Origin of the sequence: Escherichia sp. MR (genome assembly GCF_005280595.1) — a bacterium.
Classification (GTDB): domain Bacteria; phylum Pseudomonadota; class Gammaproteobacteria; order Enterobacterales; family Enterobacteriaceae; genus Escherichia; species Escherichia ruysiae.
Genome location: NZ_SZVK01000013.1, coordinates 34,333 through 59,416, shown reverse-complemented (window position 1 = coordinate 59,416; position 25,084 = coordinate 34,333). Strand labels below are relative to the sequence as shown.

Genomic DNA, 25,084 nt, shown 5'->3' with positions numbered 1-25,084 from the left:
GCGGAATCCCCCTCAATGACCTACTCCGTTGGAGGTAGCCACGGACGTCCCAGCGCCGATCCCTGTACGCCATGTTCATTCAGATAGCGATCCAGCTCGACCATTCCCGTCCATCGATTTTCGCACCACAGCGGAGCAAGCAGCGTCGGGCGACGGGCGCTGGCGGAAATGCGGTGGTAGATCACTTCCGGTGGCGTATGGCGAATCATTTCTCCGGCAGTGAGCGTGTAATCCTCCAGTTCAATACCGTTCAAACGCCCCGCTTCCCAGGCTTTCGCCATAATGCTGCCTTTTACGATATGCAGGGGATGCAGCTTTATGCCGTCCACGCCGGTTTCAACCACTCTCTCCAGTGTTTGCAAACATTCCGCTTGCCCTTCGCCAGGCAGGCCGACAATTAAGTGAGAACACACCTTAAGCCCACGCTGACGCGCCAGCTGGGTCGTGCGCTGATAGCAGGCAAAATCATGTCCGCGATTGATGCGATGCAGTGTTTTGTCGTGCGCGGTTTGCAACCCCAGCTCCAGCCACACTTCGTAGCCCTGGTCTTTATATTCACAAAGCAGATCCAACACCGCATCCGGCACGCAGTCCGGGCGCGTACCAACACACAAACCGACAATATTGGCCTGGCTCACCGCCTGTTGATACATGGAACGCAGCACCTGAACTTCCGCAAAGGTGCTGGTATAAGCCTGAAAGTAGGCCAGATAGCGTTTCGCACGGTTAACCAGATTCGCCTGATGCGCCAGCTGTTCAGCAATGGAGCGGTGTTGCTGCGCTTCGTCGGCAAACGAAGCAACATTACAGAATGTGCATCCGCCGCGTCCGATGGTTCCGTCACGATTCGGGCAGCTAAAACCGCCATGCAGCGTCAGTTTATGCACCTTTTGCCCGTAACGACGGGTAAGATCCCCACCAAACATATTGACTAATTTCTGTAACTGCATAATCTGATAGACCGCGCCTTGAAAAGAGGCCAAAGCCTGCCATTTTTAGCTCAATTCGGCGATGACCTGGATCAATCGTCCCGACCTGCTTATACCAACTGCATAATAAATCACAATTACTGAAATTTAATGCAATAGCACATAAATTACTTTTGCTTATCTTGCGTCGGATTTTTTTATCCGCTAATGGATTTTAAACAAAAACAGTAGCATGAAATGCCTTTTCCTCTTAAGGCAGTATAAAACACTGCTTCAAACGTCAATTCAAGGCAGGATAAGGGTTAACTCGCCGCTAAAGTAGTCAGGCACTCAACGTTTTCCTTTTTCTCTTTCCATTAATTAAGAATAACAAATTTAGTTTAATTTCAATATCTTAATAAAGATTTTTGCGCTAAAGCACATTTCCAGACCAATAAGCTTGCCATTTGACCTGTATCAGCTTTCCCGATAAGTTGGAAATCCGCTGGAAGCTTTCTGGATGAGCAGCCTGCTCATCATATTTATGCAGTAATTGAGTTCCCCTCTTCACCGTATTAACTGATGCGAAAAGGACAAAAAAGGGGGCGAATGCGAGGTAAGCGTATGAAACGCAAACCCCGTCGCCATGCTCTTTCTGTGCCCGTGCGCAGCGGTTCGGTAGTGGGGTTCCCGCAGAGCCTGGGGGAGGTTCACGATATGTTGTACGATAAATCCCTTGAGAGGGATAACTGTGGTTTCGGCCTGATCGCCCACATAGAAGGCGAACCTAGCCACAAGGTAGTGCGTACTGCAATACACGCACTGGCTCGTATGCAGCACCGTGGCGCGATTCTCGCTGATGGTAAAACTGGTGACGGTTGCGGCCTGCTGTTACAAAAACCGGATCGCTTTTTTCGCATCGTTGCGCAGGAACGCGGCTGGCGTTTAGCGAAAAACTACGCCGTCGGGATGATCTTCCTGAATAAAGATCCTGAACTCGCCGCCGCCGCACGCCGCGTCGTTGAAGAAGAGCTACAACGCGAAACCTTGTCGATTGTCGGCTGGCGTGATGTCCCTACCAACGAAGGTGTACTGGGTGAAATCGCCCTCTCCTCGCTGCCGCGCATTGAGCAAATTTTTGTGAACGCCCCGGCAGGCTGGCGTCCGCGCGATATGGAGCGCCGTCTGTTTATCGCCCGTCGCCGCATCGAAAAACGTCTCGAAGCCGATAAAGACTTCTACGTCTGTAGCCTGTCGAATCTGGTCAACATCTATAAAGGTCTGTGTATGCCGGCGGATTTGCCGCGCTTTTACCTGGATCTTGCTGATCTGCGTCTGGAATCAGCTATCTGTCTGTTCCATCAACGCTTCTCCACCAACACCGTGCCGCGCTGGCCGCTGGCGCAGCCGTTCCGCTATCTGGCGCACAACGGCGAAATCAACACTATCACCGGTAACCGTCAGTGGGCGCGCGCCCGTACTTATAAATTCCAGACGCCGCTGATCCCGGATTTGCACGACGCCGCGCCGTTCGTCAACGAAACCGGCTCTGACTCCAGTTCGATGGATAACATGCTGGAACTGCTGCTGGCAGGCGGGATGGATATCATCCGCGCCATGCGTCTGTTAGTTCCACCAGCCTGGCAGAACAACCCAGATATGGATCCGGAACTGCGCGCGTTCTTCGATTTTAACTCCATGCATATGGAGCCGTGGGATGGCCCGGCGGGCATCGTGATGTCAGACGGTCGCTTCGCTGCCTGTAACCTCGACCGTAACGGTCTGCGTCCGGCGCGCTACGTCATCACCAAAGATAAGCTCATCACCTGCGCCTCTGAAGTCGGCATCTGGGATTATCAGCCTGACGAAGTGGTTGAAAAAGGCCGCGTGGGGCCGGGCGAACTGATGGTGATCGACACCCGCAGTGGGCGTATTCTGCACTCGGCAGAAACCGATGATGACCTGAAAAGCCGCCATCCATATAAAGAGTGGATGGAGAAAAACGTTCGCCGCCTGGTGCCGTTTGAAGACTTGCCCGATGAAGAAGTGGGTAGCCGTGAACTGGACGACGACACGCTTGCCAGCTACCAGAAACAGTTTAACTACAGCGCGGAAGAGCTGGACTCTGTGATCCGTGTGCTGGGCGAAAACGGTCAGGAAGCTGTCGGTTCGATGGGCGACGACACCCCATTCGCCGTGCTCTCCAGCCAGCCGCGCATTATTTACGACTACTTCCGCCAGCAGTTTGCCCAGGTCACTAATCCGCCAATCGACCCGCTGCGTGAAGCGCATGTTATGTCGCTCGCTACCAGCATCGGGCGCGAAATGAACGTCTTCTGTGAAGCCGAAGGCCAGGCACACCGTTTAAGCTTTAAATCGCCGATTCTGCTCTACTCTGATTTCAAACAGCTCACGACGATGAAAGAAGAGCACTACCGCGCAGATACCCTGGATATCACCTTTGACGCAACCAAAAACACGCTCGAAGCGACGGTCAAAGAGCTGTGCGATAAAGCCGAAAAAATGGTGCGTAGCGGCACCGTGCTGCTGGTGCTTTCCGACCGGAATATCGCTAAAGATCGCCTGCCGGTTCCAGCCCCGATGGCGGTTGGCGCGATCCAGACCCGTCTGGTCGATCAAAGCCTGCGTTGCGACGCCAACATCATCGTCGAAACCGCCAGCGCCCGCGATCCACACCACTTCGCCGTGTTGCTGGGCTTCGGCGCGACGGCTATTTATCCGTACCTTGCCTATGAAACACTGGGTCGCCTGGTTGACACCCACGCGATTGCCAAAAATTATCGTACTGTGATGCTCAACTACCGTAACGGCATCAACAAAGGCTTGTACAAAATCATGTCCAAGATGGGCATCTCCACCATCGCCTCTTACCGCTGCTCGAAACTGTTTGAGGCGGTCGGTCTGCACGATGATGTTGTGAGCCTGTGCTTCCAGGGCGCGGTCAGCCGCATTGGCGGGGCAGGCTTCGAAGACTTCCAGCAGGATCTGCTGAATCTGTCAAAACGAGCCTGGCTGGCGCGTAAGCCCATCAGCCAGGGCGGCCTGCTGAAATATGTGCATGGCGGCGAATACCACGCCTACAACCCAGACGTCGTGCGCACGCTGCAGCAGGCGGTACAGAGCGGCGAGTACAGCGACTATCAGGAATACGCGAAGCTGGTTAACGAGCGCCCGGCAACAACGCTGCGCGATCTGCTGGCAATTACGCCGGGTGAAAACGCGGTCAACATTGCTGATGTTGAGCCGGCAAGCGAACTGTTTAAACGCTTCGATACCGCTGCGATGTCTATCGGCGCGTTAAGCCCGGAAGCCCACGAGGCACTAGCGGAAGCGATGAACAGCATCGGCGGCAACTCCAACTCCGGTGAAGGGGGGGAAGATCCGGCGCGCTACGGCACCAACAAAGTCTCGCGCATTAAACAGGTCGCTTCCGGTCGCTTCGGCGTCACTCCGGCGTATCTGGTCAATGCCGACGTGATTCAGATTAAAGTCGCTCAGGGCGCGAAGCCGGGCGAAGGCGGTCAGTTGCCGGGCGATAAAGTCACTCCTTACATCGCCAAACTGCGCTATTCCGTACCCGGCGTAACGTTGATCTCCCCGCCACCGCACCACGATATCTACTCTATCGAGGACTTAGCGCAGCTTATTTTCGACCTCAAGCAGGTTAACCCGAAAGCGATGATCTCCGTGAAGCTGGTTTCCGAACCGGGCGTTGGCACCATCGCCACCGGTGTGGCGAAAGCTTATGCCGATTTAATCACCATCGCTGGCTATGACGGTGGCACCGGCGCAAGTCCGCTGTCGTCAGTGAAATACGCAGGCTGCCCGTGGGAACTGGGGCTTGTTGAAACACAACAGGCGCTGGTTGCCAACGGCTTGCGTCATAAGATCCGTTTGCAGGTTGATGGCGGTCTGAAAACTGGCGTCGATATCATCAAAGCAGCGATTCTTGGCGCAGAAAGCTTCGGCTTCGGCACTGGCCCAATGGTGGCGCTCGGCTGTAAATATCTGCGTATTTGCCACCTGAACAACTGCGCCACCGGCGTGGCAACTCAGGACGAAAAACTGCGTAAAAATCACTACCACGGCCTGCCGTTCAAGGTGACGAATTACTTTGAATTTATCGCCCGTGAAACCCGCGAGCTGATGGCACAGCTGGGCGTGACGCGTCTGGTGGATCTGATTGGTCGCACCGACCTGCTAAAAGAGCTGGACGGTTTCACCGCTAAACAGCAAAAACTGGCGCTATCGAAGCTGCTGGAGACTGCCGAGCCGCATCCTGGTAAGGCGCTCTACTGCACCGAAAACAACCCGCCGTTCGATAACGGTCTGCTGAACGCGCAGTTGCTGCAACAGGCGAAACCGTTTGTCGATGAGCGTCAGAGTAAAACCTTCTGGTTCGATATTCGTAACACCGACCGTTCCGTGGGCGCATCGCTTTCAGGTTATATCGCCCAGACGCACGGCGATCAGGGGCTGGCTGCCGATCCGATTAAAGCGTACTTCAACGGCACCGCAGGCCAGAGTTTCGGCGTGTGGAACGCGGGCGGCGTGGAGCTGTATCTGACGGGCGATGCCAACGACTATGTCGGTAAAGGCATGGCGGGCGGCTTAATCGCCATTCGTCCTCCGGTTGGCTCGGCCTTCCGCAGCCACGAGGCGAGCATTATCGGCAACACTTGCCTGTATGGCGCGACCGGCGGTCGTCTGTATGCCGCTGGCCGCGCGGGTGAACGTTTTGGCGTGCGTAACTCCGGTGCGATTACCGTGGTAGAAGGCATTGGCGACAACGGCTGTGAATACATGACGGGTGGTATCGTCTGTATTCTGGGTAAAACCGGTGTTAACTTCGGTGCGGGCATGACCGGCGGCTTCGCTTACGTTCTCGACGAAAGTGGTGATTTCCGCAAACGCGTTAACCCGGAACTGGTCGAGGTCTTAAACGTTGACTCTCTGGCGATCCATGAAGAGCATCTGCGTGGTCTTATCACTGAGCATGTGCAGCATACCGGTTCGCAGCGTGGCGAAGAGATTCTGGCGAACTGGTCAATCTTCGCCACTAAATTTGCGCTGGTTAAACCGAAGTCCAGTGATGTAAAAGCACTGCTGGGGCACCGTAGTCGTAGCGCAGCAGAGTTGCGCGTGCAGGCGCAGTAAGGGGTAGCAACAATGAGTCAGAATGTTTATCAATTTATCGACCTGCAGCGCGTTGATCCGCCAAAGAAACCGCTGAAGATCCGCAAAATTGAGTTTGTTGAAATTTACGAGCCGTTTTCCGAAGGCCAGGCCAAAGCGCAGGCTGACCGCTGCCTGTCGTGCGGCAACCCATACTGCGAGTGGAAATGCCCGGTACACAACTACATCCCGAACTGGCTGAAGCTCGCCAACGAGGGACGTATTTTTGAAGCGGCAGAACTGTCGCATCAAACCAATACCCTGCCGGAAGTGTGTGGACGCGTTTGCCCGCAGGATCGTCTGTGCGAAGGTTCCTGTACCCTGAACGATGAGTTTGGCGCAGTGACCATCGGCAATATTGAGCGTTATATCAATGATAAAGCGTTCGAAATGGGCTGGCGTCCGGATATGTCCGGCGTGAAGCAGACGGGTAAAAAAGTGGCGATTATCGGCGCAGGCCCGGCAGGTCTGGCGTGTGCGGATGTGCTGACACGCAACGGTGTCAAAGCTGTCGTCTTCGACCGTCACCCGGAAATCGGCGGCCTGCTGACCTTCGGTATTCCGGCTTTCAAGCTGGAAAAAGAGGTAATGACGCGCCGCCGTGAAATCTTCACCGGCATGGGTATTGAATTCAAACTCAATACCGAAGTGGGACGTGACGTGCAACTGGACGATCTACTGAAAGATTACGATGCCGTGTTCCTCGGTGTCGGCACTTATCAGTCAATGCGTGGAGGACTGGAAAACGAAGACGCCGATGGCGTGTACGCGGCGCTGCCGTTCCTCATCGCCAACACCAAACAGTTAATGGGCTTTAGCGAAACCCGCGACGAACCGTTCGTCAGCATGGAAGGCAAACGCGTGGTGGTACTTGGCGGTGGCGATACCGCGATGGACTGCGTGCGGACTTCCGTGCGCCAGGGTGCTAAGCACGTTACCTGTGCCTATCGTCGTGATGAAGAGAACATGCCGGGTTCCCGCCGCGAAGTGAAAAACGCGCGGGAAGAAGGCGTAGAGTTCAAATTCAACGTCCAGCCGCTGGGTATTGAAGTGAATGGCAACGGTAAAGTCAGCGGCGTGAAAATGGTGCGCACCGAAATGGGCGAACCGGACGCTAAAGGCCGTCGCCGCGCGGAGATCGTGGCAGGTTCCGAACATATCGTTCCGGCAGATGCGGTGATCATGGCGTTTGGTTTCCGCCCGCACAGCATGGAATGGCTGGCAGAACACAGCGTTGAGCTGGATTCACAGGGTCGCATTATCGCTCCGGAAGGTAACGAAAACGCTTTCCAAACCAGCAATCCGAAAATCTTTGCCGGTGGTGACATCGTGCGTGGTTCGGATCTGGTGGTGACCGCCATCGCCGAAGGTCGTAAGGCGGCAGACGGCATTATGAACTGGCTGGAAGTTTAAGCGAGGTAACAATGAATTCGCCAGACAGTGTCTGGCGAATTTATAAAACGAGCTATCCAACTAAATTTTAAGCCATTAACTCGACCTTAACCTTCACTACCACCTTTTTAATCTCACCAGGTTCGCCGACAACGCATCCCGGTTTATGCGGTTCTCCTGGCATAAACACGGCAAACATTCCCGGTTTCAGGATGATGGTTTGCTCGTTTTCAATGGCGCTGCAAAGCTGGTAATCATCTTCATGGTGGAACTCTTCACACTGGCGCGCAGTACCTGCCATACCAAACAGAATCCGCTCCTCGCCGTTTAATAACAGCTGGATGTCAATGTACTGCTGGTGCAATTCGGCTTTTTTCTCAACGGGCGATTGAGTGTTAAACGTCATGACATTCATAAAGATATTGTCGCCCTGCAATTCGTAACGACCCGGCGCTTTTTCCTGCGGCCTGGCAGCTAATGCCAGCGTTAACGCGTCCAGTAGTGCTGGATGTAAACCGGCAGATGGTAACGACTGTACTTCACCCATCATCATAATTTTTCTCCCTGAGCCAACAACGCAGCCCCAAGTAAACCTGCATCATGGCGGTAGTGCGCCGCCAGTAACTCAACATGAAATGCCGCTGGCTCCTTAGCCAGATTCGTTTCCACCAGCGCCAGATACCCTTCCGCCAGCCCAACACTGCCGCCGAGCACCACACACTGGCAATCAGTCGTGGCTTTAACATCGGCAATCAGTCTTGCCAGCGCATGTGCGGAGCGATGAATCAGTTGCTGCGCCTGCTCGTCACCCTGTCCGGCGCGCGTGAAAATGGTTTTCGCATCCGCGCCAGCCAGCTCACCCTGCGCTGCCGCTGCAATGCCGCGACCAGAAGCAATCGCTTCCACGCAACCTGTGCGTCCACAGCCACAGACAGGCCCCTGCGGATCGGCAAGCGTATGTCCGATGTGCCCCGCCAGACCACCTGGGCCGGTAAGCAGTTTGCCGCCGCTCACTACACCGCCGCCAACACCAGTGGAAACGGTGATAAACACCATATCGGTTATATCGCCTTCCAGCGCCTGATACTCCGCCCACGCTGCGGCCTGCGCATCGTTAATGGCAATGGTCGGCAAATCGGTAAGTTGTTCCAAAGTTTTGACTAACGGAAAATGTAGCAATCCACCGAGATTATGCGGATTCAGCGCCAGCAAGCTGCCATCGCGGATGATCCCGGTTGAAGCGATGGCAACCTGCTGCGCATGAGCTTGCAACGGGGAGACTAACGCGGCCAAGGCTTCACGCAAGGCTTCTGGTGTCTGGCTGGCAGGCGTAGGAAGTTCTCGGCGATCGCGGATCTGCCCATCAGCGCCAATCAGCGCGGCGGCAAGTTTAGTACCGCCGATATCAATCGCCAGTGTGGTCATAGCACCGCCTTTTTCATCGCTGTGTTGTACCACTGACAAATGTGTTCAAGACGCGTAATGGCAGAACCCACCGTTACCGCCCATGCGCCGTGGCGCATCGCATCCGCCGCCTGCGCTGGCGAGTTGTAACGTCCTTCGGCAATTACCCGACATCCGGCGTCGCTCAACGTTTTCACCAGCGCCAGATCCGGCTCTTCTGGCGTTACAGGCGTGGTATAGCCAGAAAGCGTAGTGCCAATAATTTCGGCTCCCAGCTTTTGACATGCCAGGCCGTCTTCCGGCGTTGAGCAGTCGGTCATCGCCAGTAAACCGTGATGGTGAATACGTGCCAGCAGCGTTTCAACAGGCACCGGACGCGGTCGGTCGGTGCCGTCAATCGCGATAATGTCCGCGCCCGCCTGCGCCAGTGCATCAACATCTTCAATATAAGCTGTGATACGTACCGGAGAATCCTCCAGATCGCGTTTCACAATCCCGATAATCGGCACGCTCACCACCGCACGCGTGGCTTTCAGGTTTGCCACACCTTCTATGCGAATAGCAACCGCACCTGCCTGCTCTGCCGCTAATGCCATGGCAGCAACGATTTCGGGTTTATCGAGCGGGCTGTCCGGAACCGGCTGGCAGGAGACAATCAGTCCACCGTTAGCGGCGATTTTTTGATCCAGTTGTGCAAGTAACGACATACATCTTCCCTTAGCGAAAGACCCGGTACAGAGGCCGGGCTACAGAATTAACTTTTGGTTTTGACTAAATCGTTTTTGGCGCTGCCAAACGGTACGGCACCGCTAAATGGTTTGCCGTCGATAGCGTCATGAGTCCGCAACGCTTCCGGGCGCAGCCAACGCTGAACGCGGGATGGCATATCCAGACCAATCAGCAAGATCACCACGAACGTCAGACTGAACGAGAGCGATCCCAGCGCAGTGCCCAGATCCAGACGTTGAGCGATCAACGCGCCGAGGATTGGAGCCAGTGCGCCGCCAAGTGCGCCGACGTTGTAGGTAAAGCCCAGCCCCGCTGCACGCTGGTCGGTATCGAAATAACCGCCGATCAGTTTCGGTAAGATCCCGGAGATGCCCTGACCAAGCATTTGCTGGAAGAACAGTAACAGACCGAGTACCCAGACGTTTGCGCCGCCAATCGCAAACACCGGAATAATCAGCAATTGTGAAGCTAACAGGCTACAAACGTAGGCTTTGCGCGTTCCCAGCCAGTCACCGAGGAAGCCACCGACGCAGCAACCCACCGCCGCACCAAAACCACTAAAGAACAACACATTGGCGACCGTATGTGGGTTATAAGCCAGCTCAGTTTTCAGATACGTCGGCAGCAGCGCCTGAATCGGCCATGAGTAGAGGAAAGCAAACAACACAACCACCATCAGCATCACACCGGTTGGCCAGCGTTTGCCCGTACTCTGTACCATAAAGCTGATAAAAATTGCGGCGCATAACAGCCCAAGAACAGCGACGATTGCGGCATTTTGCAGGTTGCCGGCAAAGCAGAACCACAGCGCAGTAGCTGCCGCCAGCGTCATCACGATATTGGCGATGCGATGTTCACCACGGTAAAGAATATCCACCATTGTGCGTACCGGTGCTTTACCCCCGTGTTTCTCTTTCCAGTCTTCCGCTTCCGGGATATTTTTACGCAGCCAGAGAGCAAAGATGATCGGTAAGATGCCGATAAAGAACAGCGCACGCCAGCCCCAGATCGGAACCACCAGGCTGTAAACCTGAGCGGCAACGACAGCACCCACAGAGAAGCCGGAAATCAGAAAACCACTGGCTTTGTTACGTAGGTGTTTTGGCCAGCTTTCAATGACATAGGTGGCGCTGGAACCGTATTCTCCTGCCATCCCCATGCCGATCACCAGACGAGCGATAAACATAGTGATATAGCCTGGCGCAAAGCCACAAGCCAGCGTCCCGACCGAGAAGAGAACGATACTGGTGACCATTGCCAGACGACGCCCGTAACGATCCCCCATAGCCCCAAGCATCAAGCCGCCGAACCAGCGTGAGATAAAGGCTGCGGAGATCAGACTTGCCGCCTGCACCGTCGTCAGCCCAAATTCACCTTGTACTTCGGTGAGTACCAGGGCAATTAAAACGAAATCAAAACCATCAAGTAGATATCCCAACCAGGCAGCGGAAAATGCTCGCCATTGTGCGCGGTTGAGATGGCGATACCACGGGATATTCTGGGTTGTAGTACTCATTGTGAGTCTCCCGCGATGGGCGTTGCCCACACGCTTTGGTATGAAAGTTGTAGGGTACAGATGCGTTTATTTCCCCTCACCCGGTAGGGGCGAGTGAGGGGAAAAACTCACCCGCGCTCTTGCATCAACTGCTGAGCCAGCGCCTTCAGTTCTGGCAGATATTTTTCATCCACCGGACCAAACGGTTTGCGGCACAGCGGAACGGACACCACATCCATATAGTGAAGAACTGTTTTCAGGCCACGGAATACGCCTGTTTTAATCAGCAAATCAATGACTTTGTTGCACTCGGTTTGCAGTTTCTGCGCGGTTTGAATATCGCCCTCTTTCAACGCCTTAACGATGCCCTGATAACGCCAGCCCATGATGTTGTAGGTACTACCGATACCACCATCAGCGCCCGCCAGCAGGCCGGAAGCAAAGATTTCGTCGTAACCGTTGTAGAGCACCAGATCAGGATGTTCACGACGGATCTGCTCCATCTGATAGAGATCGCCAGAGGTCTGTTTCAGCGCCCCGACACCCGGCAACGTAACCAGAGTGTTGATCTGATCCAGGGTCAGTTTAACGCCGCTTAACGCCGGAATGTTGTACACCACCATCGGCAAACCATCCGCTGAATCAATGATTGCCCGATAGTGATCGCAGTGTTCTTCAAAGCTGAAAGGATAGTAGAACGGCGTAACGGCAGAGACGGCATCAAAGCCATAACGTTTAGCGGATGCCGCAAGTTGTTGGCTTTCAGCAGTGCTGACGCAACCTACGTGAGCGATTAATTTAATCTTGCCTTTCGCCTCTTCCGCGACGATTTCCAGTACCTGTTCACGCTCGGAAAGGCTCTGCACAAAGGCTTCGCCGGTTGAACCACCTACGTATAAACCGTCGATGCCCTGCTGAATATTGAACTGAACCAGGCGGCGCAGACTCGCTTTATCCAGTGCTTGTTGTTGGTCAAAAGGAGTCAGGAGTGCGGCCATTACGCCACGTAAATTTGTTGCCATAAATACCTCTGAAGTGATGCTTGCCTGTTAAAAACGATATACCTTTATACCTGTTATACCAGATCAAATAAGCAACACATCATACAGAACGCTTATAATGCGATCTGCTTCACTAAAGTGGCATTATTTTTTTTTGTTAGTGGTTTGACCGAAGGCGTGCCAGATGGCAGAAACGCTGTTGAGGTGCGATTGCAATGCGCGATCGGCTTCATCGGGATCGTGACGACGGATCGCATCAACGATCGCAATATGCTGCTGATAACTAACGTTGTTATGCTCGTGCAGCGCCTGATCGGCGACTGTCGGACGGGCGGCGATCAGCCAGTCGAGCAGAGCAACGTGGATCGCCATAAAGATCGGGTTCCCAGGGATCTCTGCCAACACACGGTGGAAATCAACATCTGAACGAATAAACGCGGCGTTGTTATCCAGCGACTGACTGTTGATTTCCAGTGCTTTGGCCAGCAAATCAATTTGTTCATCGGTGGCATGTTCAGCCGCATAGCGCACCAGGCTGGACTCAAAGAACAGACGTAACTGTTCGAAATGGGCTATCCCACCAGGATGGGAAAGAAAATCTTTTGCCATGCCGGAAAGCTCGCCGATGATGGTGTCCGCAGAAGGACGCGAGACACGAGCGCGTTCACCATTATTAATTTGTACCAGACCTTTGCGCTTTAACGCCGCCAACGCTTCACGTACCGAAGGACGCCCAACGTTAAAGAACGCCATAAGTTCGCGTTCAGATGGCAGTTGCTCACCTTCGCCAAATTCACGACGGCGGATCATCTGCTCCAGCTCTTCCTCCACCATTTCGGAGAGTTTTTTGCGCGCCAGTGGACGACGACGCAAGTTACGACCGATAGTAGCCGGAGAATCTTCTGCTTGCGGATCAAATGCGTTCATAGAGCTCTTTCTGGGAAAATATGTTGACGGATAATAGCGAAGTTATCGTAACACAGTATTAAAATCAGGCGAAAAGAAGGTAGATAGCAAAACAGGCCACATGGGCCTGTTTATCATTTATTTCACAACCCGCAATGCCGGGCGTCCACCGCGTGGAGGCTGTGGCGGTTCATCGTCAGGATGATGGTCATCATCGTGATCGGGCTTATCGCCGTCAATGACCGACATAACGGTTTCATTATCTGCCGACGCTTCATCATCATTCATGATACTGGCATCTTCATCGTAGGCAGCTTCAGGCTCGAACATCGTGCCTGCGCCATTTTCGCGGGCGTAGATAGCCAGCACGGCAGCCAGCGGTACTGAAACCTGACGCGGAATGCCACCAAAGCGCGCGTTAAAACGCACTTCATCATTCGCCAGTTCCAGATTGCCAACCGCACGCGGCGCAATGTTGAGTACGATTTGCCCATCACGTGCATATTCCATAGGAACCTGCACGCCAGGGAGCGTCACATCCACCACCAGGTGCGGCGTGAGCTGGTTATCCAGCAACCACTCATAGAATGCACGCAGCAGATAGGGACGACGTGGTGTTAGCTGTGACAAATCCATACAGATTAACTCCGGCCCAGACGCATTTCACGTTCTGCTTCTGTTAAGGAAGCAAGGAAAGAGTCACGCTCAAAGACGCGGGTCATATAGCCTTTCAGCTCTTTCGCACCCGGGCCGCTAAACTCGATGCCCAGTTGCGGCAGACGCCACAGCAGCGGAGCAAGGTAGCAATCGACCAGGCTGAACTCATCGCTCAGGAAGTACGGCTTCTGACCGAAGACCGGCGCAATCGCCAGCAGTTCTTCGCGCAGTTGCTTACGTGCAGCATCGGCTTCAGAGGCTGAACCGTTGATGATGGTGTTCATCAGCGTGTACCAGTCTTTTTCGATACGGTGCATGTACAGACGGCTTTCACCGCGAGCTACCGGGTAAACAGGCATCAGTGGCGGATGCGGGAAACGCTCATCCAGATATTCCATAATGATGCGAGATTCCCACAGGGTCAGTTCACGATCCACCAGGGTCGGAACGCTCTGATTCGGGTTGAGGTCAATCAGATCCTGAGGCGGATTGTCCTTTTCCACGTGTTCGATCTCGAAACTTACACCTTTCTCAGCCAGCACAATGCGGACCTGATGGCTATAGATGTCAGTAGGACCGGAAAACAGCGTCATTACCGAACGTTTGTTGGCAGCGACAGCCATGAAAACCTCCAGGTATAGTCAGAATTTTTACTGCTACCAGCCACCAGGTGGCCAGTCAGAAGTTATGTTACCCAGTAAGGAACGACTCTCTTTGTTCGAAAATCAAACAAAAAATGAGCAATACCCGACATTTGGGCAGAAAATTGGATGATAGTTTACCAGATTTTGCGACCTTTGTGGTAAGTCGATACCAGAAATGGGGAAAAAGAGATGCGCTTTAGTCTGAAATGGTTGACTTAATCCCTTATCGGCGATGTTGTTTTTGTTTTACCTGCCTGTCAGGCGGTAGCAAAAAGCACCTTTCCATTTTTACGCTGATTCAGATTTTAGCCATAAAAAAACCCGCCGAAGCGGGTTTTTTTCGCAAATTGTATTCTGCCGGAGCAGAAAGCAATTAACGTTTGGAGAACTGCGGACGACGACGTGCTTTACGCAGACCGACTTTCTTACGTTCAACCTGACGAGCGTCACGAGTAACGAAGCCAGCTTTACGCAGTTCAGAACGCAGGGACTCGTCGTACTCCATCAGAGCGCGGGTGATACCGTGACGGATCGCACCAGCCTGACCAGAGATACCACCACCTTTAACGGTGATGTACAGATCCAGTTTCTCAACCATGTCGACCAGTTCCAGCGGCTGACGAACTACCATGCGGGCAGTTTCACGACCGAAGTACTGTTCCAGAGAACGTTGGTTGATAACGATTTTGCCGTTGCCCGGTTTGATGAAAACGCGAGCTGCGGAACTTTTGCGGCGACCAGTGCCGTAGTATTGATTTTCAGCCATTGCCTATAATCCCGATTAGATGTCAAGAACTTGCGGTTGCTGTGCCGCGTGGTTGTGCTCGTTACCCGCGTAAACTTTCAGTTTACGGAACATAGCACGACCCAGCGGGCCTTTTGGCAACATGCCTTTAACCGCGATTTCAATCACACGCTCAGGACGGCGAGCAATCATCTCTTCAAAGGTCGCTTGTTTGATACCACCGATGTGACCGGTGTGATGATAGTACACTTTGTCAGTACGCTTGTTGCCGGTTACAGCAACTTTGTCAGCGTTCAGAACGATGATGTAATCACCAGTATCTACGTGCGGAGTGTATTCCGCTTTATGCTTACCGCGCAGGCGCAGAGCCAGTTCGGAAGCCAGACGGCCCAGAGTTTTACCGGTCGCGTCAACAACATACCAGTCGCGTTTTACGGTTTCTGGTTTAGCTGTAAAAGTTTTCATTAAAAGCTTACCCAATAAATAGTTACACGTTGGTGAACACCCAAACGTCTTCAATTGTTGAGGTTCACACGACAAAGTCCGGCAAACCTACCCCTTCGAATAGCCTATGCCAGCACACAAAAAGTTTTGGGAAAAAAACTTTCTTGTAACGTGGGGTCGCAAGATTATAGAGAAGTCGGGGTCAAAGATCGACCCCTTTTTGTGATTTGTGACAGGTTTTAACCCGCCAAATGCTCGCGCTTCAAATACTCTTCGCTTTGCATCTCTTGCAGACGTGACAGGCAACGCTGGAACTCAAACTTCAGCCGCTCGCCCTGATAAATCTCATACAAAGGTACTTCCGCGCTCACCACCAGCTTGACATGGCGCTCGTAAAATTCATCCACCAGCGCAATGAAACGCCGCGCTTCACTCTCCATCAACCGCGTCATGACGGGCACATCAAACAACATCACCGTGTGAAACAGACGTGAGAGCGCAATATAGTCATGCTGGCTGCGGGCATCAACGCACAGCGTGGTAAATGACACCGCCAGCGTCTGGTTTTCTACGCCCATCGTCGCCAGCGGTCGATGATTGATTTCCAGCGTAGGGGCTTGTTCTCGTTTTGCACCTGCCAGCGCCAGCCACAGCTTATCCATCTGCTCACGCGTTTCATCATTAAGCGGCGACAGCCACAGATGCGCCTGAGTAAGGGTACGCAGCCGATAATCAACACCGGCGTCCACGTTCATAACATCACAATACTGTTTAATGGCATCAATTGCAGGAAGAAAACGCGCACGTTGCAGGCCATTGCGATAAAGCTCATCCGGTGGGATATTTGACGTTGCAACCAGCGTTATACCGCGAGCAAACAATGCTTTCATCAGGCCGCCCAGCAGCATAGCGTCGGTAATATCAGAAACAAAAAATTCATCAAAACAGAGCACATTGGTTTCTGCTTTGAAACGATCAGCAATAATTTCCAGCGGATCGCTCTGCCCTTGCAATGCGGTTAATTCTTCATGCACCCGCAGCATAAAACGGTGAAAATGCAGCCGCTGTTTTCGCTCCCCAGGCAAACTTTGATAGAAAAGATCCATCAGCCAGGTTTTTCCGCGCCCTACACCGCCCCACATATATAAGCCACGCACCGGCGCGTTGCTTGTATCTTCGCGCTTACCCCACAGCTTACCGACCCGTGCCATTAACCCGCTAGCCCTGGCGACTGGCGGCGTGCTGTTGATTAATTCCTGGTAGATAATCTCCAGCCGACTGACGGCCTCTTTTTGTACGTCGTCGGGTTGATGGCTGCCTTCATTGAGCGCCTTCAGGTATTGCGATGTCGGGGTAACGCTTTGCATGATGTTCTTGTTATTCCTTGAATAATCGGTGTGCCGTTGTTCACGGTTGACGAAAAAAAGGCCGTTCTACACTACGCGATATGCAGTCGGGATTCCACTTCTGTGGAATTAACGGTTATAGTGGCATAATCAGCCGCAGGCATGGAGCCTGAAGCCAACACCCTACGGAAACAAAAGACAACGGGAGATGTTCATGACCTGGGAATATGCGCTAATTGGGTTAGTCGTCGGCATCATTATTGGTGCTGTGGCCATGCGTTTTGGTAATCGTAAACTGCGCCAGCAACAGGCGTTGCAGTACGAACTTGAAAAGAATAAAGCTGAACTGGACGAGTATCGCGAAGAGCTGGTTAACCACTTTGCCCGCAGCGCGGAATTACTGGATACTATGGCGCACGACTATCGCCAGCTGTATCAACACATGGCGAAAAGCTCCAGCAGCCTGCTGCCGGAACTGTCTGCTGAAGCCAACCCGTTCCGCAATCGTCTGGCAGAATCTGAAGCCAGCAACGATCAGGCTCCGGTGCAGATGCCGCGTGACTATTCTGAAGGCGCATCCGGCCTGTTACGTACCGGCGCGAAGCGCGACTAATTTATTTTGCGGGCGCAGCCATTGCGCCCTCCTCTTCTCTTCTTCCCCCGACTATCATTTAATCTGGTGTCTCATTGTTTACCATCTGAAAATTCAATAACATCAAACTGTTTTGAATCTCTTTTTCTTATCATTCAGGTACGAGAGCAGGAATAATGAAAAAGCAAACCCAGCTGTTGAGTGCATTAGCGTTAAGTGTCGGGTTAACTCTCTCGGCGCCGTTTCAGGCCATCGCATCGATTCCCGGCCAGGTTGCCGGTCAAGCGCCACTGCCCAGTCTGGCGCCGATGCTGGAAAAAGTGCTTCCCGCAGTGGTCAGTGTTCGAGTCGAAGGAACCGCCAGCCAGGAGCAGAAAATTCCGGAAGAATTCAAAAAGTTTTTTGGTGATGATTTACCGGATCAGCCTGCGCAACCTTTCGAAGGTTTAGGTTCCGGCGTCATAATCAATGCCAATAAAGGTTATGTGCTGACCAACAATCACGTCATTAATCAGGCACAGAAAATCAGTATTCAGCTCAATGACGGGCGTGAGTTTGATGCGAAGCTGATTGGCGGTGATGAGCAGAGCGATATTGCCCTGTTGCAAATTCAGAATCCCGGCAAATTAACGCAAATTGCCATTGCCGACTCCGATAAACTGCGCGTCGGTGATTTTGCCGTCGCGGTCGGCAACCCGTTTGGTCTTGGGCAAACCGCCACCTCCGGGATTGTTTCCGCATTAGGCCGCAGCGGGTTAAATCTCGAAGGTCTGGAAAACTTTATTCAGACCGATGCCTCTATTAACCGTGGTAACTCCGGCGGTGCACTGTTAAACCTTAACGGTGAATTAATTGGCATCAACACCGCAATCCTTGCCCCGGGCGGCGGTAGCGTAGGAATTGGTTTTGCCATTCCGAGTAATATGGCGCGTACCCTGGCGCAGCAACTTATCGACTTTGGTGAAATCAAACGCGGCCTGTTAGGCATTAAAGGCACCGAAATGAGTGCCGATATCGCCAAAGCATTTAATTTAGACGTTCAGCGCGGCGCGTTTGTCAGCGAAGTGCTGCCAGGTTCTGGCTCGGCAAAAGCAGGCGTGAAAGCAGGCGATATTATTACCAGTCTCAACGGCAAACCGCTGAATAGCTTTGCTGAGTTGCGTTCCCGTATCGCGACCACCGAGCCGGGCACGAAAGTGAAACTCGGCCTGCTGCGTAACGGCAAACCGCTGGAAGTAGAAGTGACGCTCGATACCAGCACCTCATCGTCAGCCAGTGCCGAGATGATCACACCTGCGCTGGAAGGCGCGACGTTGAGTGACGGTCAGCTAAAAGATGGCGGCAAAGGTATTAAGATCGATGAGGTTGTCAAAGGAAGCCCCGCCGCTCAGGCTGGCTTGCAAAAAGATGATGTGATCATTGGCGTCAACCGCGATCGGGTGAATTCGATCGCTGAAATGCGCAAAGTGCTGGCGACAAAACCGGCCATCATCGCCCTGCAGATCGTACGTGGCAATGAGAGCATTTACCTGCTAATGCGTTAATGTCGTAAACCGGGCATCAGGCTGACGTGTGATGTCCGGTTAACTCGTGGTATGCTGCTGCCGTTCCCTTTTTTAATGACGCCTCCATCATGTTTGTGAAGCTCTTACGTTCCGTTGCGATTGGATTAATTGTCGGCGCTATTCTGCTGGTTGCCATGCCTTCGCTGCGCAGCATTAACCCGCTTTCCACACCGCAATTCGACAGTACCGATGAGACGCCTGCCAGCTATAATCTGGCGGTTCGCCGCGCCGCGCCAGCGGTAGTCAACGTTTATAACCGTGGTTTGAACACCGCCTCACACAACCAGCTTGAGATCCGTACACTGGGATCTGGCGTGATCATGGATCAACGCGGTTATATCATCACCAATAAACACGTGATCAACGACGCCGATCAGATCATCGTCGCCTTACAGGATGGTCGTGTTTTTGAAGCATTACTGGTGGGATCTGACTCTCTAACCGATCTGGCGGTGCTTAAAATTAATGCCACTGGTGGTTTACCCACTATTCCTATCAATTCACGACGCGTACCGCACATTGGCGATGTGGTGCTGGCGATCGGTAACCCGTATAACCTTGGGCAGACCATTACCCAGGGCATTATCAGTGCCACAGGTCGAATCGGCCTGAACCCGACCGGGCGGCAAAACTTCCTGCAAACCGATGCTTCCATTAACCACGGTAACTCCGGCGGCGCGCTGGTGAACTCGCTGGGAGAACTGATGGGCATCAACACGCTGTCGTTTGATAAGAGTAACGATGGCGAAACGCCGGAAGGTATCGGCTTTGCGATTCCTTTCCAGTTAGCAACCAAAATTATGGATAAGCTGATCCGCGATGGTCGCGTGATCCGTGGATACATTGGCATTGGTGGACGAGAAATCGCACCTCTGCACGCGCAGGGCGGCGGTATCGATCAACTGCAAGGAATTGTGGTTAACGAAGTGTCACCTGATGGTCCGGCGGCGAATGCGGGTATCCAGGTCAACGATCTGATTATCTCTGTGGATAACAAACCAGCCATCTCCGCACTGGAGACGATGGATCAGGTTGCGGAAATCCGACCTGGCTCAGTGATCCCAGTTGTAGTGATGCGTGACGATAAGCAGCTAACGTTGCAGGTCACCATTCAGGAATATCCAGCGACTAATTAAGTCGTGCGCTCAAAATAAAAAACCGGAGTCTGTGCTCCGGTTTTTTATTATCCGCTAATCAATTACTTATTAACGAATTCTTCGCCCAGGGCGATATCTTTCTTCAGCGTATCCAGCATACCTTCCAGCGCGTTCTGTTCAAATGCGCTCAGGGTGCCGATAGATTTACGCTCTTCCACGCCGTTTTTACCCAGCAGCAGCGGTTGAGAGAAGAAACGTGCGTACTGACCGTCGCCTTCAACGTAGGCACATTCTACAACGCCTTGTTCGCCCTGCAGTGCGCGAACCAGAGACAGACCAAAACGTGCAGCGGCCTGGCCCATAGACAGGGTTGCAGACCCGCCACCGGCTTTCGCTTCAACCACTTCAGTACCCGCGTTCTGGATACGTTTGGTCAAATCAGCCACTTCTTGTTCGGTGAAGCTTACGCCAGGAACCTGAGACAGCAGCGGCAGAATGGTAACACCAGAGTGACCGCCAATAACCGGCACTTCAACTTCGCCCGGCTGTTTGCCTTTCAGTTCCGCAACAAAGGTGTTGGAACGAATGATATCCAGCGTGGTAACGCCGAACAGTTTGTTTTTGTCATAAACACCGGCTTTTTTCAGCACTTCTGCAGCGATAGCCACAGTGGTGTTCACCGGGTTAGTGATAATACCAATGCACGCTTTCGGGCAAGTTTTCGCAACTTGCTGTACCAGGTTTTTCACGATACCGGCGTTAACGTTAAACAGGTCAGAACGATCCATACCCGGTTTACGCGCAACACCTGCAGAAATAAGAACGACATCTGCGCCTTCCAGAGCAGGGGTCGCATCTTCACCAGAAAAACCTTTGATTTTCACAGCAGTAGGGATATGGCTCAGGTCGACGGCCACACCGGGAGTGACTGGAGCGATATCATACAGGGAGAGTTCTGAACCTGAAGGCAGTTGGGTTTTTAACAGTAGTGCAAGCGCCTGGCCGATACCACCAGCAGCGCCGAGGACTGCGACTTTCATCCTAAACTCCTTATTATATTGATAAACTAAGATATGTTGCTCCGCTGCCGCGACCTTAATCCACAAATTCCCTGTTTACAATGACCACTTCTCAAGAATGTGTAGTCACGCAAATTTGGCGTTTATGCATTTAATTGACGTAATCAGGGAGCTAACTTACGTAATTAACAGTCGCTTATGCATTAGGGCAACATTCCAACAGGTGGTGACAATATACCCTACCGTTCAGCCAAAACAACATCATTTTGATAACAATTAATTTACTTTTAAGCGAAATTTACATGCCGTGACGCAGGCATGTTTCTCAATAACGAAATTTGATAAAATCCCGCTCTTTCATAACATTATTTCAGCCTTCTCCAGGGCAGACTGTTTGCATAAAAATTCATCTGTATGCACAATAATGTTGTATCAACCACCATATCGGGTGACTTATGCGAAGCTCGGCTAAGCAAGAAGAATTAGTTAAAGCGTTTAAAGCGTTACTTAAAGAAGAGAAATTTAGCTCCCAGGGCGAAATCGTCGCCGCATTGCAGGAGCAAGGCTTTGACAATATTAACCAGTCTAAAGTCTCGCGGATGTTAACCAAGTTTGGTGCTGTACGTACCCGCAATGCCAAGATGGAAATGGTTTACTGCCTACCAGCTGAACTGGGCGTACCAACCACCTCCAGTCCGCTGAAAAATCTGGTGCTGGATATCGACTACAATGACGCTGTTGTGGTGATTCATACCAGCCCTGGCGCGGCACAATTAATTGCGCGTCTGCTGGACTCTCTGGGCAAAGCAGAAGGTATTCTTGGCACCATTGCCGGTGATGACACCATCTTTACCACCCCTGCTAAAGGTTTTACCGTCAAAGACCTGTACGAAGCGATTTTAGAGCTGTTCGACCAGGAGCTTTAATCTCTACCCCGCCGCTTCTGGCGGCGGGAAAAATGCTGCATTCTCCTCTTATCCCCCTGCTTTCCCCTGTCATCTATTAACGAATAGTGCGCTTTGCTGCGACAAAACATTCACATATCGAATACATAGGGTAATAATCGCACATTATGCAAAAAACGATATAATATTGAAATTAATGACATTTATAATGGTGCCATATGTTTTTAATTCCACTTTGTTATAAAAATTAATATTTTTAACACTTTAAATCCAATAGAAACAGTTAGCGTGGTATTAATTAGCTAAATAATTAGTGTATACTTGATTTTGTGATATGGGTCACGAAACAAAGGCCCAGCTAAAAGATTATGTCGAGGTAAAAATCATGAAAATCAAAACCACTGTTGCTGTATTAAGCGTACTTTCTGTTCTCTCTTTCGGTGCCTTCGCTGCCGATTCCATTAATGCTGCACAAGCGCAAAACCGTGAAGCTATCGGTACAGTGTCCGTCAGCGGGGTGGCGTCTTCGCCGATGGATATGCGTGAAATGTTGAATAAAAAAGCGGAAGAAAAAGGCGCAACGGCCTACCAGATTACTGAAGCTCGTAGCGGTGACACCTGGCACGCTACGGCTGAACTGTACAAATAAACCCTCATCGTCTTGTCCGACGATATTGCCCCCGGTTCGGGGGCTTTTTTTTGCGCTAATGACGAACATTAAAACGCAAATGCCCTTCCAGCTCTTCCTCTGCCTCATCAAACAGCAATATTAACGCGCCAAAACGGCGACGCATTTTCTCTCCCAGATGAACGAATTCGATCTCCAGCGGTAGCGGCAGGACATCATTCATTAACACATCCCATAGAGAGTCGAGATCGCGTACCTTATCTTTCGCCAGGCCAAAGGTTTGGCTAAAGTCGCGATAAAAATCCTCCTGACTCTCAATCTCATCAAAATCAAATGTATAGATATTCATCTGTTGCCACCGTCACGTTTCGCGGCGAGTTCTGCCGTTCATCGCTAAGTATAGACATGAAAAAACCGACGCTTTTGGCGTCGGTTTTAACTTAACTATCGGTCAGCGCATGTTGATACTTATGGAGCATACCGGTAAGCCGATGCACCGGTTCCGTCACCTGCGGTGGCGCTTGCCAGATGCGTAGCTTTTCCTGGTAGATTTCCAGTTCTTCCAGCAACTGCCCAAAGTACCGACGACGTTTATCATCGCTACGGGCAGATATCACATGGTCTGCTGTGCGGCGCATTTGTCGGTGAAACGCCGATAAATCCTCGTTAACCGGGATCGGCGCATCACGCAGGCGCTGGTGCGCGATAATCATCGTCAGCGCCAGGCGAAATTTCGGCAAATCTCCGGGAAATTTATTCATCAGCAAAAACAACTGCTGATAAAGTGCCGGAAGATGGTTCTCTTTACGACGCGCGACATTGGTGGTCATCGCGGAAACAGCAGCTGAAACAAATTGATTAAGCAATACGCGTCCGGTTCTGTCGCGTGATTTATCCCGCACTAACAGAATAACAATAAACGCCAATACACAGCCAACGATTTGCCCTAATGCGCTGTCGAGAAACTGACTGAAATGGAACGTCATCGGGTTATCCAGCACGATAATATTGATGGTGCTGGCCAGCGCCCCCATTGAACCCAGTCGCCGTTTCTGTACTTCAATGCCAAGGAAGAATCCCAGCACGGCAAGGCTGATACACAGCAGCAACATACTCTGTTGGGTATTTGGGATAATCACCAAAAAGTAGAGCAGCCCTAACGGCAACGCCGCCAGCGTCCCGTAGATAAAGTCGATCGCCACCATGCGTGGATTCGGCAAACGCATCGCCAGTGACGTCACTACCGCAATCATCACCATTGCGCCACTGCCGGAAGTCCAACCCGTCCACAGCCAGAAAAGCGTGCCCAGAATGCAGGAAAGTGTGGTTCGCCAGAAGTTAACCATCGCATGATGACGTTCGGCTGACTCAACTTTTACTTCCGGCTCGCCTTGCAGGATCTCTTCTTCGGTGGCGTTGATTTTTGTATTACTGATAACACCGCGTTTGAGCAATTGATAACGTGTTGCCGCCGCGACCCAGCTATAAATGGTGACAGGTGTTTCCCGTTCCCCGGTCCAGGCAATAACTCTTCGCAGGCGTTTGAGCTGCTTGTGAACGTCCTGCGCGGTTTCTACCGGCGTGTCAAAAAATTCGCGGAAAGTATCAGTGATCAATTCCGGGCGCGAATTCTGAATCAAATAGGTTTCGCAGGACTGGGTAATCAGCGTCAGCGATAGCGTATTAATCGCTTTTAAACGTCGATTAGCTCGCGCCCAACGGGAAGATTCCATATTCAGGTTGCTGCGCATACCTTGTAGCGCCGTGGTGCGTCGAACCAGGTCGCCCCAGGCCTTATCGACAACTTCACCATCGCCATGCTTGATACAGAGTTGCATTAATTGATATTGCGCGACCAACAAGCTTTCCAGCTCTCGATCCACTTCTTGTTTGATCGATCGCGGAGAAAAGAGCAGATCCGCCATAATCGCACACACAATACCGATAACGATCTCACTACAACGTTCGACGGCAAACTGCGGCGTCAGCAACGGTTCCGGCTGAATGGTGATCACAATGATCAGCGCGGTATAACCAGCCAGTCCCCACGCATAGGAGTTTTCTATTCGTACCAGTGAAGAAATCCAGGTACAAAAACCGGCCCAGATACAGCACACCAGAATCATCAGCAAAGGGGCGCGGATCATCGCAATAATGATCACCAGCCCGGCAATACAGCCGATAAATGTGCCGATGATGCGTAAAAAGCCACGATAGCGAATAGCGCCAGAATACGGTTCGCCACCGGCAGCAAAGGCCGGACCGGCGGCAACAATCGCCGCTGTCAGTACCGCCCAGCGTGGCGTTTCCAGCTGAAAGTGAAAGCCAACAAACAGCGCCAGCACAATGGCGGTCGCCAGTTTTACCGCAAAGCGAATATGTTGGTTAGCAATGGAGAAAATACCCATCGT

At 52.2% G+C, this 25,084-nt stretch carries 22 protein-coding genes; 7 read left to right on the top strand and 15 right to left on the bottom strand.

Annotated features, from left to right (window positions below):
- Nucleotides 1–20: 20 nt before the first annotated feature.
- Entirely contained in the window at nucleotides 21–950 is a 930-nt protein-coding gene (locus FC814_RS08160) for a TIGR01212 family radical SAM protein (protein WP_001299745.1), read from the bottom strand.
- 675 nt (nucleotides 951–1,625) lie between these two features.
- On the opposite strand from FC814_RS08160, the gene gltB reads away from it, so the two are divergent.
- Together gltB and gltD are read left to right on the top strand one after the other, a co-directional pair.
- Nucleotides 1,626–6,086 carry a glutamate synthase large subunit gene (gene gltB, locus FC814_RS08155; RefSeq protein WP_032226595.1) on the top strand — a complete coding sequence of 1,487 codons (4,461 nt, stop codon included), beginning with the start codon at nucleotides 1,626–1,628 and terminating at the stop codon, nucleotides 6,084–6,086.
- Between the two features lie 12 nt (nucleotides 6,087–6,098).
- Nucleotides 6,099–7,517, top strand: coding sequence for a glutamate synthase subunit GltD (gene gltD / locus FC814_RS08150; RefSeq protein ID WP_137325790.1), 1,419 nt, complete (start codon nucleotides 6,099–6,101; stop codon nucleotides 7,515–7,517).
- Between the two features lie 67 nt (nucleotides 7,518–7,584).
- Here the strand turns inward: gltD and nanQ are convergent, their stop codons facing one another.
- The 11 genes from nanQ to zapE all read right to left on the bottom strand — a co-directional run bounded on the left by nanQ (nucleotide 7,585) and on the right by zapE (nucleotide 16,888).
- Entirely contained in the window at nucleotides 7,585–8,049 is a 465-nt protein-coding gene (nanQ, locus tag FC814_RS08145) for an N-acetylneuraminate anomerase (RefSeq protein WP_137325789.1), read from the bottom strand.
- Nucleotides 8,046–8,921 (bottom strand): N-acetylmannosamine kinase, encoded by an 876-nt coding sequence (nanK, locus tag FC814_RS08140; protein ID WP_000209043.1) that lies wholly within the window; start codon nucleotides 8,919–8,921, stop codon nucleotides 8,046–8,048. Before nanK ends, nanQ begins: the two co-directional genes overlap by 4 nt.
- The gene (locus FC814_RS08135) at nucleotides 8,918–9,607 is read right to left on the bottom strand and encodes an N-acetylmannosamine-6-phosphate 2-epimerase (protein WP_000054234.1); all 690 of its coding nucleotides are present in this window, start codon (nucleotides 9,605–9,607) and stop codon (nucleotides 8,918–8,920) included. Before FC814_RS08135 ends, nanK begins: the two co-directional genes overlap by 4 nt.
- A gap of 47 nt (nucleotides 9,608–9,654) precedes the next feature.
- On the bottom strand, nucleotides 9,655–11,145 hold the full coding sequence (nanT, locus tag FC814_RS08130; protein WP_000108483.1) for a sialic acid transporter NanT: 1,491 nt from the start codon (nucleotides 11,143–11,145) through the stop codon (nucleotides 9,655–9,657).
- Between the two features lie 107 nt (nucleotides 11,146–11,252).
- Nucleotides 11,253–12,146 (bottom strand): N-acetylneuraminate lyase, encoded by an 894-nt coding sequence (gene nanA / locus FC814_RS08125; protein WP_000224714.1) that lies wholly within the window; start codon nucleotides 12,144–12,146, stop codon nucleotides 11,253–11,255.
- A gap of 123 nt (nucleotides 12,147–12,269) precedes the next feature.
- Nucleotides 12,270–13,052: a transcriptional regulator NanR gene (gene nanR, locus FC814_RS08120; RefSeq protein ID WP_137325788.1), complete on the bottom strand. Its 783-nt coding sequence runs from the start codon at nucleotides 13,050–13,052 to the stop codon at nucleotides 12,270–12,272.
- Between the two features lie 117 nt (nucleotides 13,053–13,169).
- Nucleotides 13,170–13,667: a ClpXP protease specificity-enhancing factor gene (sspB, locus tag FC814_RS08115; protein ID WP_000366123.1), complete on the bottom strand. Its 498-nt coding sequence runs from the start codon at nucleotides 13,665–13,667 to the stop codon at nucleotides 13,170–13,172.
- 5 nt (nucleotides 13,668–13,672) lie between these two features.
- On the bottom strand, nucleotides 13,673–14,311 hold the full coding sequence (gene sspA, locus FC814_RS08110; protein WP_000257293.1) for a stringent starvation protein SspA: 639 nt from the start codon (nucleotides 14,309–14,311) through the stop codon (nucleotides 13,673–13,675).
- A gap of 394 nt (nucleotides 14,312–14,705) precedes the next feature.
- Nucleotides 14,706–15,098, bottom strand: coding sequence for a 30S ribosomal protein S9 (gene rpsI / locus FC814_RS08105; RefSeq protein ID WP_000829818.1), 393 nt, complete (start codon nucleotides 15,096–15,098; stop codon nucleotides 14,706–14,708).
- Nucleotides 15,099–15,113: 15 nt separating this feature from the next.
- Entirely contained in the window at nucleotides 15,114–15,542 is a 429-nt protein-coding gene (gene rplM / locus FC814_RS08100; RefSeq protein WP_001517180.1) for a 50S ribosomal protein L13, read from the bottom strand.
- A gap of 218 nt (nucleotides 15,543–15,760) precedes the next feature.
- The gene (gene zapE / locus FC814_RS08095; RefSeq protein WP_137325787.1) at nucleotides 15,761–16,888 is read right to left on the bottom strand and encodes a cell division protein ZapE; all 1,128 of its coding nucleotides are present in this window, start codon (nucleotides 16,886–16,888) and stop codon (nucleotides 15,761–15,763) included.
- 193 nt (nucleotides 16,889–17,081) lie between these two features.
- On the opposite strand from zapE, the gene zapG reads away from it, so the two are divergent.
- The 3 genes from zapG to degS all read left to right on the top strand — a co-directional run bounded on the left by zapG (nucleotide 17,082) and on the right by degS (nucleotide 20,160).
- The gene (gene zapG, locus FC814_RS08090) at nucleotides 17,082–17,480 is read left to right on the top strand and encodes a Z-ring associated protein ZapG (RefSeq protein ID WP_010345273.1); all 399 of its coding nucleotides are present in this window, start codon (nucleotides 17,082–17,084) and stop codon (nucleotides 17,478–17,480) included.
- 155 nt (nucleotides 17,481–17,635) lie between these two features.
- Entirely contained in the window at nucleotides 17,636–19,003 is a 1,368-nt protein-coding gene (degQ, locus tag FC814_RS08085) for a serine endoprotease DegQ (RefSeq protein ID WP_000745039.1), read from the top strand.
- A gap of 89 nt (nucleotides 19,004–19,092) precedes the next feature.
- Entirely contained in the window at nucleotides 19,093–20,160 is a 1,068-nt protein-coding gene (gene degS / locus FC814_RS08080) for an outer membrane-stress sensor serine endopeptidase DegS (RefSeq protein WP_000497715.1), read from the top strand.
- A gap of 62 nt (nucleotides 20,161–20,222) precedes the next feature.
- On the opposite strand, the gene mdh is transcribed toward degS, so the two are convergent.
- A complete protein-coding gene (gene mdh, locus FC814_RS08075) occupies nucleotides 20,223–21,161 on the bottom strand; it encodes a malate dehydrogenase (RefSeq protein ID WP_001295272.1) in 939 nt (312 codons plus the stop codon).
- Nucleotides 21,162–21,595: 434 nt separating this feature from the next.
- On the opposite strand from mdh, the gene argR reads away from it, so the two are divergent.
- Nucleotides 21,596–22,066 carry a transcriptional regulator ArgR gene (argR, locus tag FC814_RS08070; RefSeq protein ID WP_001257843.1) on the top strand — a complete coding sequence of 157 codons (471 nt, stop codon included), beginning with the start codon at nucleotides 21,596–21,598 and terminating at the stop codon, nucleotides 22,064–22,066.
- 364 nt (nucleotides 22,067–22,430) lie between these two features.
- Nucleotides 22,431–22,694: a peroxide/acid stress response protein YhcN gene (gene yhcN / locus FC814_RS08065; RefSeq protein WP_010345287.1), complete on the top strand. Its 264-nt coding sequence runs from the start codon at nucleotides 22,431–22,433 to the stop codon at nucleotides 22,692–22,694.
- 55 nt (nucleotides 22,695–22,749) lie between these two features.
- Here yhcN and FC814_RS08060 read toward each other — a convergent pair whose 3' ends face one another.
- Together FC814_RS08060 and aaeB are read right to left on the bottom strand one after the other, a co-directional pair.
- Nucleotides 22,750–23,022, bottom strand: coding sequence for a barstar family protein (locus FC814_RS08060; protein ID WP_001029011.1), 273 nt, complete (start codon nucleotides 23,020–23,022; stop codon nucleotides 22,750–22,752).
- A 91-nt stretch (nucleotides 23,023–23,113) separates the two neighbouring features.
- On the bottom strand, nucleotides 23,114–25,081 hold the full coding sequence (gene aaeB / locus FC814_RS08055) for a p-hydroxybenzoic acid efflux pump subunit AaeB (RefSeq protein WP_000510934.1): 1,968 nt from the start codon (nucleotides 25,079–25,081) through the stop codon (nucleotides 23,114–23,116).
- Nucleotides 25,082–25,084: the final 3 nt, after the last annotated feature.